This is a genomic window from Herbiconiux solani NBRC 106740, assembly GCF_001571005.1.
Taxonomy (GTDB): domain Bacteria; phylum Actinomycetota; class Actinomycetes; order Actinomycetales; family Microbacteriaceae; genus Herbiconiux; species Herbiconiux solani.
Genome location: NZ_BCST01000005.1, coordinates 338,344 through 354,353 on the forward strand (window position 1 = coordinate 338,344; position 16,010 = coordinate 354,353).

At 72.8% G+C, this 16,010-nt stretch carries 17 protein-coding genes; 5 read left to right on the plus strand and 12 right to left on the minus strand.

Annotated elements, in window-relative coordinates; all coding sequences use genetic code 11:
• Window positions 1-2 precede the first annotated feature (2 nt).
• The 3 genes from HSO01S_RS11325 to HSO01S_RS11335 are packed head-to-tail and all read right to left on the minus strand — an operon-like array spanning window position 3 to window position 3,528.
• Window positions 3-743, minus strand: a complete 741-nt coding sequence (locus tag HSO01S_RS11325; protein WP_084361577.1) for a glycosyltransferase family 2 protein — start codon at window positions 741-743, stop codon at window positions 3-5.
• Complete coding sequence (locus HSO01S_RS11330; protein WP_066041402.1) at window positions 740-2,284, minus strand: bifunctional PIG-L family deacetylase/class I SAM-dependent methyltransferase; 1,545 nt, start codon at window positions 2,282-2,284, stop codon at window positions 740-742. The genes HSO01S_RS11325 and HSO01S_RS11330 overlap by 4 nt, the downstream gene beginning before the upstream one ends.
• A complete protein-coding gene (locus tag HSO01S_RS11335) occupies window positions 2,281-3,528 on the minus strand; it encodes an acyl-CoA dehydrogenase family protein (RefSeq protein ID WP_157079025.1) in 1,248 nt (415 codons plus the stop codon). Before HSO01S_RS11335 ends, HSO01S_RS11330 begins: the two co-directional genes overlap by 4 nt.
• Before the next feature lie 263 nt (window positions 3,529-3,791).
• Between HSO01S_RS11335 and HSO01S_RS11340 the strand changes: the two genes are divergently transcribed.
• Window positions 3,792-4,160, plus strand: a complete 369-nt coding sequence (locus HSO01S_RS11340) for a gamma-glutamylcyclotransferase family protein (protein WP_066041406.1) — start codon at window positions 3,792-3,794, stop codon at window positions 4,158-4,160.
• A gap of 25 nt (window positions 4,161-4,185) precedes the next feature.
• On the opposite strand, the gene HSO01S_RS11345 is transcribed toward HSO01S_RS11340, so the two are convergent.
• Both HSO01S_RS11345 and HSO01S_RS11350 read right to left on the minus strand, forming a co-directional pair.
• Window positions 4,186-4,899 carry a hypothetical protein gene (locus HSO01S_RS11345; protein ID WP_245635981.1) on the minus strand — a complete coding sequence of 238 codons (714 nt, stop codon included), beginning with the start codon at window positions 4,897-4,899 and terminating at the stop codon, window positions 4,186-4,188.
• A complete protein-coding gene (locus tag HSO01S_RS11350) occupies window positions 4,896-5,477 on the minus strand; it encodes a helix-turn-helix domain-containing protein (RefSeq protein WP_066041407.1) in 582 nt (193 codons plus the stop codon). The genes HSO01S_RS11345 and HSO01S_RS11350 overlap by 4 nt, the downstream gene beginning before the upstream one ends.
• Before the next feature lie 57 nt (window positions 5,478-5,534).
• Here HSO01S_RS11350 and HSO01S_RS11355 point away from each other — a divergent pair, with 57 nt between their 5' ends.
• A complete protein-coding gene (locus HSO01S_RS11355) occupies window positions 5,535-6,569 on the plus strand; it encodes an NAD(P)/FAD-dependent oxidoreductase (RefSeq protein ID WP_245635982.1) in 1,035 nt (344 codons plus the stop codon).
• A gap of 181 nt (window positions 6,570-6,750) precedes the next feature.
• Here HSO01S_RS11355 and HSO01S_RS11360 read toward each other — a convergent pair whose 3' ends face one another.
• Window positions 6,751-7,575 carry an SDR family oxidoreductase gene (locus tag HSO01S_RS11360; protein ID WP_066041408.1) on the minus strand — a complete coding sequence of 275 codons (825 nt, stop codon included), beginning with the start codon at window positions 7,573-7,575 and terminating at the stop codon, window positions 6,751-6,753.
• A gap of 68 nt (window positions 7,576-7,643) precedes the next feature.
• Here HSO01S_RS11360 and HSO01S_RS11365 point away from each other — a divergent pair, with 68 nt between their 5' ends.
• Window positions 7,644-8,690 carry an LLM class flavin-dependent oxidoreductase gene (locus HSO01S_RS11365; protein ID WP_066041410.1) on the plus strand — a complete coding sequence of 349 codons (1,047 nt, stop codon included), beginning with the start codon at window positions 7,644-7,646 and terminating at the stop codon, window positions 8,688-8,690.
• Window positions 8,691-8,732: 42 nt separating this feature from the next.
• Here the strand turns inward: HSO01S_RS11365 and HSO01S_RS11370 are convergent, their stop codons facing one another.
• From HSO01S_RS11370 to HSO01S_RS11395, 6 genes are all read right to left on the minus strand, one after another.
• Window positions 8,733-9,608, minus strand: a complete 876-nt coding sequence (locus HSO01S_RS11370; RefSeq protein WP_066041411.1) for an alpha/beta fold hydrolase — start codon at window positions 9,606-9,608, stop codon at window positions 8,733-8,735.
• Window positions 9,609-9,646: 38 nt separating this feature from the next.
• Window positions 9,647-10,498 (minus strand): PPK2 family polyphosphate kinase, encoded by an 852-nt coding sequence (locus HSO01S_RS11375; RefSeq protein WP_066041413.1) that lies wholly within the window; start codon window positions 10,496-10,498, stop codon window positions 9,647-9,649.
• A gap of 67 nt (window positions 10,499-10,565) precedes the next feature.
• Window positions 10,566-11,030 carry a GNAT family N-acetyltransferase gene (locus HSO01S_RS11380; RefSeq protein ID WP_066041416.1) on the minus strand — a complete coding sequence of 155 codons (465 nt, stop codon included), beginning with the start codon at window positions 11,028-11,030 and terminating at the stop codon, window positions 10,566-10,568.
• Window positions 11,031-11,078: 48 nt separating this feature from the next.
• The gene (locus HSO01S_RS11385; RefSeq protein WP_066041419.1) at window positions 11,079-12,020 is read right to left on the minus strand and encodes an FHA domain-containing protein; all 942 of its coding nucleotides are present in this window, start codon (window positions 12,018-12,020) and stop codon (window positions 11,079-11,081) included.
• Window positions 12,021-12,033: 13 nt separating this feature from the next.
• Window positions 12,034-12,306: a hypothetical protein gene (locus tag HSO01S_RS11390; protein ID WP_066041422.1), complete on the minus strand. Its 273-nt coding sequence runs from the start codon at window positions 12,304-12,306 to the stop codon at window positions 12,034-12,036.
• A gap of 195 nt (window positions 12,307-12,501) precedes the next feature.
• On the minus strand, window positions 12,502-13,932 hold the full coding sequence (locus HSO01S_RS11395; RefSeq protein ID WP_066041423.1) for an amidohydrolase family protein: 1,431 nt from the start codon (window positions 13,930-13,932) through the stop codon (window positions 12,502-12,504).
• 91 nt (window positions 13,933-14,023) lie between these two features.
• On the opposite strand from HSO01S_RS11395, the gene HSO01S_RS11400 reads away from it, so the two are divergent.
• Entirely contained in the window at window positions 14,024-14,635 is a 612-nt protein-coding gene (locus HSO01S_RS11400) for a histidine phosphatase family protein (protein ID WP_066041425.1), read from the plus strand.
• A 63-nt stretch (window positions 14,636-14,698) separates the two neighbouring features.
• Complete coding sequence (locus tag HSO01S_RS11405) at window positions 14,699-15,898, plus strand: acyl-CoA dehydrogenase family protein (protein ID WP_169799977.1); 1,200 nt, start codon at window positions 14,699-14,701, stop codon at window positions 15,896-15,898.
• Window positions 15,899-16,010: the final 112 nt, after the last annotated feature.

The following is a 16,010-nucleotide window of genomic DNA, read 5'->3' on the forward strand; positions in this document are numbered from 1 at the left end:
CTTCAGGCGGACGTCGCTTCTTCGACCAGGTTGCGCAGGTAGCCGGCGAAGCCGCCGGGGGTGCGGCCGGTGAGGCGTGACGAGGTGATCACGACGGAGTCGCCTAGGTCGGCGATCACGGGTGCCGATGCATCCGTACTCGGTGTCGGCGCGATCTGGGCCGCCATCGTCTCGATCGCGCGCACCAGCGCCACGTCCTCGCCGTCGCGGAGAGGCGGGAAGCCGCCGGCCGCGAGGTAGGCGTCGGCGCGCACCCCGAGGTTCGCGCCGTAGACATGGCGGGCGCCGCGCACGTGCGCGTGCCGCCACGACTCGAGCACCGAACGGGGGGCGCCGTCGCCCTGGGGCTCGACCGCTCCGAGGGCGACGAGCGCCCCGGTCTTCGCGGCCTCGTACTGGTCGAGCAGCCACGACTGGGGCACGAGGCTGTCGCCGTCTGTGCTGCAGATCCAGTGCTCGCCGGGGTTCTCGACCTCTTCGAGCACGCGCGCGAACCCGGCGGCGCGGGCACGGCCGACGTTCTGCACGTCGACCTCGATCACGTCGATCCGGTCTTCGGCGGCGAACTGTAGGGCGATCTCGCGTGAGGCGTCGGTGCAGTCATCGAGCACCACGACGACCCGGCTGCAGACCGGGGCGTGCCGCTGCAGCGCACGCCGGCTCGCGAGCACGGCCTCGAGGGTCGACTCGAGGCGCTGCTCCTCATTGCGCACCGGGATGACGACGTCGACGGCGGCGATCATACGATCCCCTCCCGACGGGCGACCGAGACGGCGGGGCGGGGCACGAGCACGTCGAGCACGAAGTCCTCCTCCTCGTGCCGCACAAGGCGGTCGAACTCGGGGCGGTCGGCGAACCGGGCGTGCACGCCGTCGCCGGAGAAGGGCCGGCCCTCGACCGGATGCCGCCAGTGGCAGAGCACGAACGCCCCGCCGGGTGGCAGGATGCGCGCGACCCGCTCGGCCAGCAGGTCGAGTTCGGCGGGTTCGAGGTAGTAGCCGAGTTCGGAGAGCACCACGAGATCGAAGCCGCCGTCGGGCCAGTCGGCGGGGATGTGCATCCGTTCGAAGCGGGCCTTCGGGAGGTCGGCGTTGCGGGCGCGGGCCCGGTCGAGGGCGCGCTCGGAGACGTCGACGCCGAGGAAACGGTCGCGCGTGCGGCCGGCGAGCTCGCGCGAGAGCACCCCGGTGGAGCAGCCGAGCTCGAGCACCGAGCCGTAGTCGCGGTCGGGCAGGGAGGCCAGCAGCACGGCCCGTTTGCGCTCTTCGTACCAGCGGGTCTCGAAGCCCCAGGGGTCGTCGGCGCGGGTGTGGAGCTGCTCGAACCAGGCGTCGAGGGCGGCGGGGTCGTGGGTGGCGGGGCCTGGGGTGTCCTGGGTGTCCTGGGTTGCTCGGGTGGCTCGGGTGGCTCGGGTGGCTTGCGACTCGGCGGGCCGGATGCCGGGCTGGGCGTCGAAGAAGACCTCGAGCGGGCGGCGGAAGTGCGCGAGCATCCCCTCGTGCAGCAGAACCTCGTCGCCGGGCAGGCCGCTGAGCGGTTCGACCTGGGTGGCGTGGAGTGTCAGGGCGCGCTCCTTGGCGCCGAGCGCGCTCTCGGCGAGCGGAACGACGACCGCGTCCTGCCAGGGCAGGTCGCTCGGCGCGCCCCAGTGCCAGGCCCAGACGGGGTAGCCCCAGACGAGCACGGCGGCGGGGGTGCGGTCGTCACCCGTCCCTGTGGTGGCTGCCGCCTGGGCCGGCTGGGCTGCCCGGGCCGGCTGGGCTGCCGCCTGGGCGGCCTGTGCCGCGGCGGCGTGGTCGGGGTGGCGGTCGCCCGACCACGGGGTGACCACCAAGGTCGTGTCGGGGTCGGCTCCGGAGGGGGTGCCGACCGCGGTGGCGATCGCATCCTGGAGGGTCGCGAGGTGCTCCGGCTCGCTGACCTGGCCATCAGGGAAGCGCAGGAAGTGCACCTGCGCGCCCGGGTCGAGGGCCTCCACGGCGGCGAGGGTCTCGGCCTCGCGCAGGTGGGCGAGCTGGTCGGGGCGGTGGGTCGACGAGTCGGGGTGCGAGGCCTCTCCCGACGTGGCCACGATCACGGTGGTGCGCACTCCGGCGGCGTAGGCGGTCGCGAGGAGTCCGCCGGCGCCGAGCGTCTCGTCGTCCGGATGCGCCGACACGACCACGAGGTGCGCGACCTCGGCGAAGAACCCCGCGCCGATCTGCCGGAGCTCCCCGCGCATCCGCTCGATCGCGGCGGCCCAGTCGGCCTCGGCGGTCCCCTCGTCCTGGTGCAGGAAGGTCATCGCGCTCCCCCGTCTTCTGCGGAACCCCGGGCGGCATTGTTCTCGGCCTCGACGAGGAGGCGGCCGAGGCGGGCCTCGTCGCGGGCACCGTGATCCTGGAGGAGGTAGAGCTCGAGGTCGGCGACCCGAGCGGCGTACCCGGCGTCGGTCGCCAGCGGGGCGGGGCCGAGGGCGCGGGCGGCTTCGCGCAGCACCGTCTCGGCGGCCTGCCGCACCACCGTACGGGTGACCTGGGCGAGCACGGCGGCCTCCCCGCGGTCCAGGCCTGGGGGCGCCTCCGCGCGGTCGAGGGCAGCGGGCGCCCCGGCTGCGACGGGCACGTCCCCGGGGTTGAGGGCGATCGCGGCGGGCGCGGCGGCGGCGGCCGCGAATGCCCCATCCGTGCGCCCGGCGGTGGGCACGCCGGCGAGGTCGACGGCGCGGGCGGCCGCGGCCAGGACAGCACGGGCCGCCGTCAGGGCAGCGGTCGCGCGGCCGGCGTGGAGGGCCGAGAGGTCGTCGGCCTTGCGCACGGCCGCGTCGAGGATGCGGCGCTGCACGCCGAGAGCTCCGCCGAACCAGCAGGCGGCGACGCCGATGCCGCCCCACTCGAAGCCGGCGCGTTCGAGATACCACCCCGTCGCCCCGACCGGAACCGCGGGCACCCGATCGAAGTCGGCCGGCCCACTCGGAACCTCGGGGAACCCGCGGGCCACCCACGCCTCGTCGTGCACCGTCACTCCGGGCACGCCGAGCGCGACCGCGAAGAGTCGCCGACCCCCGTCGACGTGCGCGGTGACCAGCGCGTGGCTCAGTCGCCCGGCCAGGGAGCACCAGGGCTTGGTGCCCTCGAGGAGCCAGCCCCGCGCATCCGGAACCGCCGTCAACCGCACCCCCGGCCCCTCGGCCGCGAACACGCCCCAGGTGCTGTCGGGGCCGGCGCCGATCGTCGCCAGATCGACCGGATCGGGGCACTCGTCGAGGATCGCGAGTGCGTCGAGGTGCGGCTCGACGATGCGGGCGACGGTGACGTCGGCCGATCCGAGGGTGGCGAGGGCCTCGAGGTAGCCGGCCATGCCGGTCGTGGGCCGCGGAGTCGTGGCGCCGAGTCGGCTCGCCAGGGCGAGCGCGGGATCGACGATGTCGTCGTCACTCGCCGATCCACCCGGCGCGTCAGCGCGCACCCCGATCGCGACCGCCTCGTCGTACAGGGCGGTCAGGCGGGAGTCGTCGCGCCCGTCGAGTGTCACAGCCGCGCGTTCCATCGTCACCATCCGCTCTCGTTCCGTCCGACCCGCGCGAACGGCCCGGGTCTGTGACGAACGGGCTGCTGAGAGTGGTCATGCGTGCACTGTGCACACGAAGCGGCCCTCAGCAGCCCGTTCGAACGGACCCCTCGGCCCGGAACAGTTGCTGTCAACCCAACTCCCCTCGATCCGCCCTCCCAACCCCTTGACAGGGGATGCCCATCCGCCGAGCTCAACCCCTTGACACTGTGCCTCGGCGCGGTCCTCCCTAGGCTGAAGCCATGACCGACGCGGCCGACGTCCTCCTCTTCTCGTACGGAACCCTCCGCCAGCCCGAGGTGCAGCTCGCCACCTTCGGCCGCCTGCTCGAGGGGCGGGATACGGCGGTGGTGGGGTTCCGGCTGGAGTGGCTCACGATCACCGACCCCGCGGTCATCGCCACGAGCGGCAGCGATCGCCACCCCCTCCTCGTGCCGCTCGCCGACGGCGCCGCCCCGGATGCGGCGACAGGGTCGGTGGCCGGCACCGTCTTCCGCGTCACGCCCGCCGAGCTGGATGCCGCCGACGAGTACGAGGTCGACGACTACGTGCGGGTCCGAGTCCCGCTCGACACGGGCGAGGAGGCCTGGGTGTACGTCTTCGCGGGCTGACGGGGCGCGTCCCGCCCGAGTCACCTCAGGCCGGGCGGATGGTCGTCGTGACGTCGACGATGCTGGGCTCGGAGGGGGCCGAGCCGAAGCCGAACCGCACCGGCGGGTCGAGTGGGGCGAACGCCCCGAGGTCGACACCGTCGAGCGTCGCCGAGGCCCACGCGATGCGGCGCACGACCGTCACCCCGTAGAACTCGCGTCGTCCGCCGCCGGCCGTGCCCGCGGTGCGCACACCGGCCATCACCCTTCGCGCGATCGGGTCGATCGCCGACAACCACACCGGCGAGGTCGCGACCACCTGCGGAACCGCCCGCAGCAACCGCCCGAGCCCCGACACCTCCCCCACCCGGAGGCGCACCGCCAGCATCCCGTCGCCGGAAGCGCCCGAGTCGGCGTCGACGGCCAGGCCGCCCGCGACGCGCCGCAGGCGCACGGGCACCACCCGCACCTCGTCGAAGCGGTAGGTCGAGGCGATGAAGTCCGCGGTCTCGGGAGTCGGCGCGAACAGGGTGCGGTGACCCGTCGCATCCTCGACCATCAGATCGGCGAACGACCCGAACGGCGACCGCTGCCACATGCCCACCACGATCCGGGTGCCCGACGCGGTGCCGAACCCGGCGATCCGCCCCGAGAACCGCACCGACCGCCCCAACAGACCCGCACCCGAACCCGAACCACCATCCACGCCAGAAGCACTACCCACGCCAGAACCACCACTCACGCCAGAACCTCCGCTCATCGCCCGACCCTCCGGCCCGGCTCGGTCTGCGCCCGCACGTGGATCCGCTCTCCGTCGCGGCTGAAGATCGCCATCAGCTCCACCGGATCGTCGTCGGCGTTGCCCACCCAGTGCGGGATGCGCGTGGCGAACTCCGCCGCCTCCCCCGGCTTCAGCACCAGGTCGTGGTCGCCGAGCAGCAGCCGCAGTCGCCCGCTCATCACGTACAGCCACTCGAAGCCGTCGTGGGTGCGCTGCACCGGCTCCTCGCCGACGGGCGTGATGACCATCCGCACGGTCTGCATCGGCGAGTTCTCCTTCGACAGCAGCTGCATCTCGCGCCCCGCCCGGTGACTCGACCGCGACCGGATGCGCGGGTCGGGCACCACGTCGGCCACCAGCTCGTCGAGCGTGATCTCCAGCGCCGCCGTCAGCGGGATCAGCAGCTCGAGGTTCGGCTGCCGCTTCCCCGCCTCCAGGCGCGAGATCGTGCTCGCCGAAATGCCCGTCTCGGCGGCGAGCGCGGCGAGCGTCACGTCGCGCGAGGTGCGGGCGGCGCGGAGTCGCGCCCCGATCCGGACGCCCTGCGAATCATCCATCTTGCCATTCCAGCACACTTGTTTGCAGTTCGGTACCCCCGCCGCGAGGCTTGACCCATGGACCAGAACATGGACGAGAACATGCAGGACACCACCCCCGAGAACACCGACGCACCCCTCGACGGATCGCACTGGGACGTGGTCGTCGTCGGCGGCGGTGCGGGCGGCCTGAACGCGGCCCTCGTGCTCGCCCGAGCGCGCCGGAGCGTGCTCGTGATCGACGCCGGCCTCCCGCGCAACCGCTTCGCCGCGCACATGCACGGCTTCCTCACCCGCGACGGATTCCCGCCCGGCGAACTGCTCGAACTGGGCCGCGCCGAAGTGCTCGGCTACGGGGCGACGATCGTCGAGGCGCGCGCGACGACGGTCACGGGCGAGGCCGGCGACTTCGAGGTCGTGCTCGACGACGGCCGCGCCGTGCACGCGCGGCGGCTCGTCGTCGCGACCGGCCTCCGCGACGTGCTGCCCGAGCTCGACGGACTCGCCGAGCAGTGGGGCCGCGGCGCGGTGGCCTGCCCGTACTGCGACGGCTGGGAGGTGCGCGACCGCCGCATCGGCGTGCTCGCCTCGGGCCCCATGAGCGTGCACCAGGCGATGCTCGTGCGGCAGTGGTCGGCCGACGTCACGGTCGTCAGCAGCGCGGTAGCCGAGTTCGACCCCGAGGTGCGGGCCGGCCTCGCCGCACGCGGCACGAAGGTGATCGAGACGGATGCGGCCGCGGTGCTCGAAGACGCCGACGGCGTGCTGACCGGCCTGCGCCTGGTCGACGGCTCGGTCGTCGAGCTCGACGCGCTCTTCGTGGGCTCGCGACCCACGGCCAACGACGACCTGCTCGAGCAGCTCGGAGCCGCGCGCACGGCGGGACCGATGGGCGAGTGGGTCGAGTCCGACCCCACCGGGCGCACCTCGGTTCCGGGCGTCTGGGTCGCCGGCAACTCGGCGAACCCGGGGGCGCTCGTGATCGTCGCGGCAGCCGGCGGAGTCATGGCGGCGACCATGATCAACGCCGACCTCGTGGCCGACGACACGCGTCTCGCGCTGGCGGCCGTCGCCGACGCCGGTACCGTGACCACCGCCGCCGCCGCCGCCTGAACGGAGTTTCCCTGCAAATCCCGGCGACCGACGCCTTATACGGGGTCGCTCTCCCGCATTTGCAGGGTTACTCGGCCAACGATGACCAGTAACGTCCGAAATAACGAGGACCGACCCCATATACGGCGTCGGTCCTCGTTATTCCGGACGTTATCGGCGCTCACGCCGACAACGGCCCAGGTCAGCCCTGCGCGAGCTCCGACACGTCCTGCCACTTCTCCCACTCCGCGATCCGCGACGCGTAGTCGGCCTTCGCGACCTGGATCGGCGTGCTCCCGAAGAACACGCGCAGCGGCGGCTCCTCGGCATCGACGACGCGCAGGATGGCGGCCGCCGACGCCTTCGGATCGCCGGGGTCGGCGACCCTCGACTTGCGCGCCTCGGCGGCGGCCGCGTGCACGGCCTCCAGTTCGGGCAGCGGGGTCGCGTGCCGTGCCGAGGCTCCGCCCCAGTCGGTGTCGAACCCACCGGGCTCCACGAGCGTCACCTTCACGCCGAACGGCGCGACCTCCTGGGCGAGCGCCTGCGAGAAGCCCTCGAGCGCCCACTTCGAGGCGTTGTAGATCCCGATGTTCTGGAAGGCCGAGATCCCGCCGATCGACGAGACCTGGATGATGTGCCCCGATCCCTGCTCGCGCAGGTACGGCAGGGCGGCCTGCGTGATCCAGAGCGCGCCGAAGACGTTGGTCTCGAACTGCTCGCGCACCTCCTGCTCGCTGAGCTCCTCGATGAACCCGAACTGCCCGTACCCGGCGTTGTTCACGACCACGTCGAGGCGCCCGAAGTAGTTCACCGCCTCGGTGACCGCGGCGAAGTCGGCCTCGCGATCGGTGACGTCGAGCCGGATCGGCAGGATGCGGTCGCCGAACCGGTCGACCAGGTCGCCGAGCGAGGCGGTGTCGCGCGCGGTGGCCGCCACACTGTCCCCGCGTTCGAGGGCGGCGATCGCCCATTCGCGGCCGAACCCGCGCGACGTCCCCGTGATGAACCAGATCTTCTGAGCCATGAGCAGTCCCTTCGCTACCGCGCCCGGCCGCACGGAATATCGCAGGCCCCGCCGACGCTGAGACAAGTATGCACAAGAGCATCGGTTTCCTCAGCTTCGGCCACTGGCAGCCCGTCCCCGGGTCACGCACCCAGACGGCCGCCGACGCACTCCTCCAGTCGATCGACCTGGCGCAGGCCGCCGAAGACCTCGGCATCGACGGCGCCTACGTGCGGGTGCACCACTTCGCCCGCCAGCTGGCGAGCCCGTTCCCCCTGCTCGCAGCGATGGCCGCCCGCACCAGCCGCATCGAGATCGGCACCGCCGTGATCGACATGCGCTACGAGAACCCCCTCGCCATGGCCGAGAACGCCGCCGCCGCCGACCTCATCGCCGCCGGCCGCCTGCAGCTCGGCGTCAGCCGCGGTTCACCCGAGACGGCCTTCCGCGGGGCCGAGTCGTTCGGCTACCGCGCCGACACCGAGGCCGGTGAGACGGATGCGGATCTCGCCCGCCGGCACACCGAGCTGTTCCGCGCCGCGATCTCCGGTGCCGGCGTCGCGGTCTCCGACCCGCGGATGACCGGGCAGTCCGTCCCGCTCGCGATCCAGCCGCAGTCCCCCGGTCTCGCCGACCGCATCTGGTGGGGTTCGGGAACCCGGCAGACCGCCGTCTGGGCGGCCGAGCAGGGCATGAACCTGCAGAGCTCGACCTTGCTCAGCGAAGACACCGGAGTGCCGTTCGGCGACCTCCAGGCCGAGCAGATCGCCCTCTACCGCGAGGCCTGGAAAGCGGCGGGCCACGAGCGCGAAGCGCGCGTGAGCGTCAGCCGCAGCATCATCCCCCTGGTCTCCGACCTCGACCGCGCCTACTTCGGCGGCCGCGCCTCGGATGCGTACGACCAGGTCGCGACCCTCGAGGGCGTGACGGCGCGCTTCGGCAAGAGCTACACCGGCGAACCGGATGCGATCGCCGAGGAGCTGCGCAACGACGCGGCCGTCCAGGCCGCCGACACCGTGCTGCTCACCGTGCCGAACCAGTTGGGCGTCGACTACAACGCGGCGCTGCTCGAGAACATCGCCCGCCACGTCGCCCCGGCCTGGGGCTGGAGCCCGCTCGCGCTCACCGCGCACTGACCCCCAGCGCGCACCGGCACGGGACCGGCAGCGTGCGGGCGCTCACCGCGCACTGAACGTGTCGAGCACCTCTCCGCCGCGACTGATCGAGATGAAGTGCCCGTCCTCCGGGTACCGCCGGAGGCTCGCCGACGGCAGCCGCCGCGCGAAGGTCTCGGCCCAGGCGGCCGGCACCATCCGGTCGGCGCCGCCCTGGTGCACCACGACGGGCACCGGCACCTCCTCGGGTGAGAACCCCCACGGCCCGGTGAAGGCGCGGTACTGATCCACGGCTCCGCGGCTGTCCCGCAGCCCCGCGACCACGGTGCGCGAGAACCAGTCGTGCCGGCCCTCGATCACAGCGGCGTCGCGCGGATCCAGCGCCGACCCCGAGATCCGCGCCGCCAGCCGCGGCAGCGCGCGGGTGAACACCCGGGTAGCCGCGAACCCGGCGCGGGCCACGAGCGGTGCGCGCTCGGCGAGCCGGCCGAGCCGCTGGTCGGTGTGGTTGAGCTCGGCGAAGGTGCCCGAGTCGTCCAGCGGCAGCGCTCCTGCGACAAGGGCGATCGCCGTGACCCGCTCCGGATGCACGTGACCGATCGCGAGCGCGTACTGCCCGCCCTCCGACCAGCCCATGACCCCGAACCGGTCGACCGCGAAGCCGCGTGCGCCGAGGTGGTCGAGCAGCGACGAGAGGTCCGTGCGCGCCCAGGTCAGCATCCCGTGGCCCTCGCGGCGCGAGCTGCCGCCGACCCCCGGCCGGTCGGGCGAGACGATGGCGAGGCCGCGCGCCCGGGCCGCGTCGTCGGAGAGTTCGGCATCCAGACCGCTCATCATGCCGCCGTGGCAGTTCACGACGACGAAGCCGTCGGGGTCGCCGTAGACGCGGAAGGCCAGCGTGCGTCCGTCGGGGAGCGAGAGGGTCTGCAGGGTGCCCACGTCTGCACCCTACTCTCCGGCCCGGGGTGTTCCCGGTGTCAGCCGGCGAGCAGGCGGGCGCGCTGCTCCTCGACGTCGTAGTCGGCGGCCGGCCACTCGAGGTCGAGCGAGACGAGCGCCTCCTCGAGCAGCTGCTGCACGGCGAGCGCCGAGTACCACTTGTGGTCGGCGGGCACGACGTACCAGGGGGCGTGCTCGGTGTTCGTGGCCGGCAGCGCGACCTCGTAGGCATCCTGGAACAGGGGCCAGAGCGCGCGGTCGTCGACGTCGCCGACACTGAACTTCCAGTGCTTGTCCGATCGGTCGAGCCGGCGCAGCAGGCGCTTCCGCTGCTCGTCCTTGCCGAGGTGCAGGAAGACCTTGACCACGACCGTGCCCGCGTCGACCAGCCGCTTCTCGAAGGCGTTGATCTCGTCGTAGCGGCGCACGAGCTCCTCCGAGCTGATGCTCTGGTGCACCCGCGGCACGAGCACGTCCTCGTAGTGCGAGCGGTCGAAGACCCCGATCATCCCGGGGCCGGGCACCTGCTTCTCGACCCGCCAGAGAAACGGATGCGCGAGCTCCTCCTCGGTCGGCTTCTTGAAGGCGTGGTGCGCAAGACCCTGGGGGTCCATGGCGCCGGCGACGCGCTTGACGACGCCGCCCTTGCCGGCCGTGTCCATCCCCTGGAGCACGACGAGCACCGAGCGGGTGCCGCCGGCGACGCTGCTGGCGAAGAGCTTCTCCTGCAGGGTGGAGAGCGAGCGGGCGGTGGCGTCGAACAGCCCCTCGCCCGCGGTCTTGTCGGCGGCGCCCTTGGTCGCGCCGGTGTCGCGCCGGGAGAGGTCGAGCGGGGTGCCCGGTGCGCCGAGGCGCAGTCGGTCGCTCCACGCGTGGGGGTGCTTGGTCATCGGGATCTCCCTTTCGTCGTCGCCCGCCGGATCTGCCTGGCTCGCCCCGGCGAAGGGCGAGCCAGGCTCAGAGCGGTCTGGCCATGTTCTGCGCGGTCACGAGGTAGCCGAGCGACTCGTACAGGCCTCGGGCGATCGTGTTGTGTCCGAAGACGTTGAGCCCGAGCTTCTCGGCCCCGTGCGCCTTCGCCTCCTGTTCGGCGAGCAGCATGGCGCCGCGGCCGAAGCCCTTGCCCCGGTGCTCCTCGCGGATCTCGACGTCGAAGACCCACCACTCGCCCGGCCGCGAGTCCGACAGCGGACCGATCCAGAGCGTGCCGACCGGGGTGTCGTCGTCGAGCACCTCGAAGATCAGCTGCCCCTCGGCGGGCCGTCCACCGGGGAAGTACTGGGCGTTGGCCTCGGCCACGCGCTCGTCGGCGTAGGCCTCGGTGTCGCCGGAGTCGATCCGCTCCTGCCGGTAGCCCGCGTTGCTCGCCGCGATGAATCCGGCGAGCGCGTCTTCGTCCATCGCCTGCAGCCTGAGCGTCATGGTGCACACAGTAGCGGGCGGCCACGTCCGCCGCTCGGCGGGCGCGCCTCAGCTCGGGTGGTCGGTCGTCCGCCGCCGCGCGCCCGGCGGCACCGGCCGCGGAGCCTGGCGCTTCTGCACCGACAGCTCGCCGCCGACCCGCCCGCCGTAGGGCCGCCCGTGGTCGGCGAACTCCTCCCGGAAGTACGCGAGTTTCCAGTCGCCCAGATCGATCCGCGCACCGGTGCGGAGGACGCGCCCGGGTGCTCGTCCCGACGCGCGCCCCATTGCACCCGCGCCAGCCGGACCCGCCGTCCGGCCGTCCGCGACCCCGAGCACCCCGGTGTCGACCCCGCCCCCGGTCGGCTCGATGTCGTAGAGCACGTACTCGTCGTCCTCGGTGTGCCGGATCTCGGCATGCACGTCGCCGAGCCCCGGCAGCCGAAGGTCGGCATCCGGCCCCGAGCCGATCGTGGTGCGGCCCGGCAGCAGGTCGAACTCGCGCGGCGGCCGGCCGTCCCACGGCCCCGAGCCGATGACGAAGATCAGCCGCGGGCGACCGGAGCCCGGCGTGTAGTGCGTCGTGGTCACCCGGCGTCGCACCACGCGGGCGACCGTCGGGGCGAGCGGGAAGGGCGTCGCCGGGGGCGCCGGGATGCGCAGCTCGTCCGAGCGCGCGCGGCTCCGCCGGATCATCGGCCAGACCGCCGAGGGCGATCCGAGGCGGATGTGGGGCGACCCGGTGAGCAGGCGCCCGAGCCCGGTCGCCTTGACCGCCCCGAAGCGGACCACGCAACCGGCCGGCCCGTCGAGCGAGACGATCACCCCGCGGCGGGCGAGCGCCGCCGCGAACACGCGCAGGTCGGCGAGCGAACGGCGGCCGCCCGGCAGGCGGGAGGGATCGGAGACCTCGATGTGGATCTCGGGCCCGGCCGCGGTCATCGTGCCGGTGAAGTCCGGGCTCCCCTCGACCTCGGCCGAGAAGGACAGGTCGATGTCGAAGCGCACCATGGCGGGATCCGCCTCAGCTGCGGCGGAGCGGATCGGAGCCGGGGGCCTGGTCGTCGCTGGTCGTGACGCGCAGGGTGCCGTCGATCTTCCAGACCGCGCGCGGCGCATCCGGACCGATGTCACGAGGCACCTCGACGGTCATGTCGACGAAGGTGTAGTTCACGGCCGCGCCACGGCCGGTGAGGTACGACCACATCTCGCGGCCGAGGTCTGTCCAGTCGGCGATCGAGCGGCCCTCGGGCCCGGTGGCCGATGCGAACGGATCGGTGGTGGTGGTCTCGGACATCTCAGTTCCTCCCGCTGCGGGCGGGGCCCTGCCGGAACTGCCGCCGGCGGTGCACCGTGTCGCGTCCACGAGCGCGCTGTTGCGCTCTGTGCTCACGGTAGCGCCGCGGATGCGCCGTGCACCAGAGCCCGGGAGCACGTACCGGCGTTCTACCAGGCGAGCCGCTCGGAACTGCGCGAGGCAACCGGTTCGGAGCTACCAGGCGAGCCGCTCGGAACTGCGCGAGGCGACCCGTGAGGCGACCTCCCGCACCCGCGAGTGCAGCTCGATCGAGGCCCGCGCGGCGAGCGGATGCGTGCTGACGCCCTTCTCGCTCATCAGGTCGCCTCCCGAGTACACGCGGGTGAGATTGCGGAGGCCGCAGGCGAAGGCGTAGTGGGCGTAGACGTCCCAGACCGGCCCGGTGTCGGGGCTCGCGGGATCGACGACGATGAAGTCGGCGTGCTTGCCGACCTCGAGCGAGCCGATCCGGGCCGCCACGTCGGGGCCGAGCGCCTCGGCGGAACCGAGGGTGTGCATCCGGATCATGTCGTAGGGCATCACGACCGAGGCGTCCTGGTTCACGGCACGCTGCGTGTAGGCGCCGATCCGGAGGTTCTGGAAAGGGTCGGAGATGTCGGTGCACGACTGGTCGTCGAGCCCCACACCGATCGGCATGCCGAGCGCGCGATAGCCCGGGATGTCGGCGACGCCCGACCCGAGCCGGCCGTTCGAGGTCGGCTGCCAGACCATCCCCGCACCCTTCTCCGCGACCACCCGGCTCATGTAGCTGTCCGGATGCACGAAATGGCCGAACAGGAACCCGGGCCGCAGCGCCCCCGCCTGCTCGTACCAGCGGAACTTCTCGCGCTGCTGGTCGAGCGCCTCGCAGGTCTCGAGGAAGTGTGCCTGGTTGCCGATGCCGTGCGCATCCATCGCCCGCACCTCGTCGCGCGCGGCCTGCGGCGTGGCCGACCACTGCACCGCCCCGAAGACGGATGCGCCGAGGTCGAGCTCGGCGGGGACCGTCGTCTTCAGGTGGTCGATCGCGCGGCCGAACACCTCGAAGGCCTCCTCGACGGGCTGGAACTCGCTGTCGAGTCGGATGGCGTTCATCGTGCGGAGCCCGGCATCCCGGGCCGCGTCGATCTGCCGGTGGAGGTAGCCCTCGGGGCGGATCGCGTAGATCTCCCGGCTGTCGGTCTCGGCGTCGTAGCTGCCGACGACCCGCGAGTCGGTGAAGTTGTAGGCCGAGGTCACGCCGTTGCCGAGGAAGTCGAGGCAGCCGTGCAGCGTGAACCAGTAGACGTCCTCCTCGTCGGCGCCGGAGATGAACGCGCTCTGCTCGCCGACCCAGGGATAGAGGGTGTCGCCGGGGGTCATCCCGCGCATCCCGGAGGTGAAGATGTGACTGTGCGCCGAGATGAAGCCGGGGGCGACGAAGGCGCCGCCCACGTCGAGCACCTCGCCGGAGCCGATCGCCGCGGAACCGGCCGCACGCGCCCCGATGCCGCCGGCATCCGTGGGCGGTTCGCCCTCCCCCATCGCCTCGATCAGGCCGTCGTCGCCGACGGCGAGCCAGCCGCGGAACCAGTCGGCTCCGTCGGACATCGGGAGGATCACGGCGTTCACCACGAGCAGCTTCATGTCGCCATCATCACTCCTGCACATTGCGGCGAGGTTTCGGCAGTTTGCACAGCGCGTTTAACCCGCTCGCGCGGCCGATATTCTGGATGCCATGACCCGCCCCCCGCAGATCGTGCTCGTCCGCCACGGAGAGACGGAGTGGAGCCTCAGCGGCCAGCACACCGGCCGAACCGACATCCCGCTCACCGCCCGTGGTGAGGAGCAGGCCGCCCAGGTCGGTCGCGTGCTCGACGGCCGCTCCTTCGGGCTCGTGCTCTCCAGCCCGCGCGTGCGCGCGCACCACACCGCCGAGATCGCCGGCTACGGCGACCAGGTCGTGGTCGATCCGGATCTCGCGGAGTGGGACTACGGAGCCTACGAGGGCCTGACCAGCCCGCAGATCGCCGAGGTCTACGGCGACGACTGGAACCTGTGGCGTGACGGCATCGAGCCCGACGCCGAGGGCCGGGGCGAGCAGGCGGCCGACATGCTGGCGCGCAACACCGCGATCATCCACCGTGCCCGGCCGACGCTCAACGAGGGGAAGGACGTGCTGCTGTTCTCGCACGGCCACTTCCTCCGCACCCTGTCGGCGACGTGGCTCGGCCTGCCGATCGCCGCGGGCGAGCTGCTCGTGCTCGACACCGCCTCGATCAGCGTGCTCGGCTTCGAGCACGGCAACCAGGTGCTGCGGTCGTGGAACCGCACGCCCTGGGCCGAATGACCCGCGAGACCGCCCGAACCAGCACGAACCACCTCTGACCCGCCCCTGGAGAGGAGCAGCAGCGTGACCCGACCCGCTGTGATCACCGAGCCTGCCGCCGCGCTCGACGCCCTCGCCGGGCTGGCCGACGACTTCGCCCGGGTGGCCGTCGCCCGCGACAAGGAGGGCACGGCGCCGTTCGCCGAGGTGGCCGCGCTGCGGGCCACCGGCATCCTGCCCGCCCTGGTCGACCGCGAGTTCGGCGGCGGCGGCCTCGACTGGCACACCGTGTTCGAGGGGCTGCGGCCCGTCATCCGTGCCGACGCGGGCCTCGGCCACGTCTTCGCGTACCACTTCGTCAACTCCTGGCGGCTGCAGCTGAACGAGTACCAGCCGCGGATCGACGACCTCCAGCGCGAGCTGGCGGCCCGGCACCTGTTCTGGGGCGGCGCGGGCAATCCGCGGGACGCGGGGCTCGAGCTCACCCCGGTCGCCGGCGGTGGGTTCACGGTCACCGGCCGCAAGTTCTTCGCCACCGGAGCCCAGGTGGCCGACCGGGTCACCGCGTCGGGAACCCGGGTCGACACGGGCGAGAAGCTGGCGATCGTGATCGACGCCACCGGGCCCGGGGTCGTGCACCACGACGACTGGGAGAACATCGGGCAGCGGCTGTCGGCGTCGGGTTCGGTGTCGTTCCATGCCGCCGCGGTGCCCGAGGAGCACGTGCTGGGCTACGGCGAGCAGTCGGGGCCGAAGTACAAGCCGTACTCGTCGCTGTCGATCCTGCTGTTCCAGCTCGCGCTCGACCACCTGCACGTGGGGCTCGCCGAGGGAGCGCTCGAGGCCGCCTCGCAGTACGTCGTGAGCACGACCAAGCCGTGGTCGACCAGCGGGCTCGCGCGCGCGGTCGACGACCCGTACATCCGCGAACTGATCGGCGAGCTCACCGCGGCGACCCGGGCGGCGGATGCGCTGACCTGGCGCGCCACCGACGCGCTGGTCGCGGCCGCCGACAAGCGCTGGGCGCTGACGGATGCCGAGCGCGGCGAGGTCGCGGTCGAGATCGCCGCCGCGAAGGTCGTGAGCACCCGCACGGTGCTCGACGTCACCTCGCGGTTGTTCGAGCTGACCGGCGCCCGCGCCACGGGCGAGGCCTACGGCTACGACCGGTTCTGGCGCAACGCCCGCACGATCACGCTGCACGATCCTGTGGCATACAAGGCGCAGGAGGTGGGCGACAACGCCCTCACCGGCGCGTACCCGGAGCCCTCGGGCTACAGCTGAGCCGGGCCGGCCGAGCTGGCCGGGCTCGGCGGGCGTAGGCGCCACCGGAGCCCGCGGCGAGCGCGGCGTGACACGCCCACGAGGCGGGTCGCGCTCGGCGGGATGGGAGAAT

Excerpts from the sequence above, each read along its gene's own strand:
- HSO01S_RS11385 (WP_066041419.1), bottom strand. The coding sequence starts at position 12,020 with ATGGTGCGCTTCGACATCGACCTGTCCTTCTCGGCCGAGGTCGAGGGG.
- HSO01S_RS11360 (WP_066041408.1), bottom strand. The coding sequence starts at position 7,575 with ATGGCTCAGAAGATCTGGTTCATCACGGGGACGTCGCGCGGGTTCGGC.
- HSO01S_RS11355 (WP_245635982.1), top strand. The coding sequence starts at position 5,535 with ATGGACCAGAACATGGACGAGAACATGCAGGACACCACCCCCGAGAAC.
- HSO01S_RS11345 (WP_245635981.1), bottom strand. The coding sequence starts at position 4,899 with ATGAGCGGAGGTTCTGGCGTGAGTGGTGGTTCTGGCGTGGGTAGTGCT.
- HSO01S_RS11335 (WP_157079025.1), bottom strand. The coding sequence starts at position 3,528 with ATGGAACGCGCGGCTGTGACACTCGACGGGCGCGACGACTCCCGCCTG.
- HSO01S_RS11340 (WP_066041406.1), top strand. The coding sequence starts at position 3,792 with ATGACCGACGCGGCCGACGTCCTCCTCTTCTCGTACGGAACCCTCCGC.
- HSO01S_RS11350 (WP_066041407.1), bottom strand. The coding sequence starts at position 5,477 with ATGGATGATTCGCAGGGCGTCCGGATCGGGGCGCGACTCCGCGCCGCC.
- HSO01S_RS11325 (WP_084361577.1), bottom strand. The coding sequence starts at position 743 with ATGATCGCCGCCGTCGACGTCGTCATCCCGGTGCGCAATGAGGAGCAG.
- HSO01S_RS11390 (WP_066041422.1), bottom strand. The coding sequence starts at position 12,306 with ATGTCCGAGACCACCACCACCGATCCGTTCGCATCGGCCACCGGGCCC.
- HSO01S_RS11375 (WP_066041413.1), bottom strand. The coding sequence starts at position 10,498 with ATGACCAAGCACCCCCACGCGTGGAGCGACCGACTGCGCCTCGGCGCA.
- HSO01S_RS11395 (WP_066041423.1), bottom strand. The coding sequence starts at position 13,932 with ATGAAGCTGCTCGTGGTGAACGCCGTGATCCTCCCGATGTCCGACGGA.
- HSO01S_RS11330 (WP_066041402.1), bottom strand. The coding sequence starts at position 2,284 with ATGACCTTCCTGCACCAGGACGAGGGGACCGCCGAGGCCGACTGGGCC.
- HSO01S_RS11380 (WP_066041416.1), bottom strand. The coding sequence starts at position 11,030 with ATGACGCTCAGGCTGCAGGCGATGGACGAAGACGCGCTCGCCGGATTC.
- HSO01S_RS11365 (WP_066041410.1), top strand. The coding sequence starts at position 7,644 with ATGCACAAGAGCATCGGTTTCCTCAGCTTCGGCCACTGGCAGCCCGTC.
- HSO01S_RS11400 (WP_066041425.1), top strand. The coding sequence starts at position 14,024 with ATGACCCGCCCCCCGCAGATCGTGCTCGTCCGCCACGGAGAGACGGAG.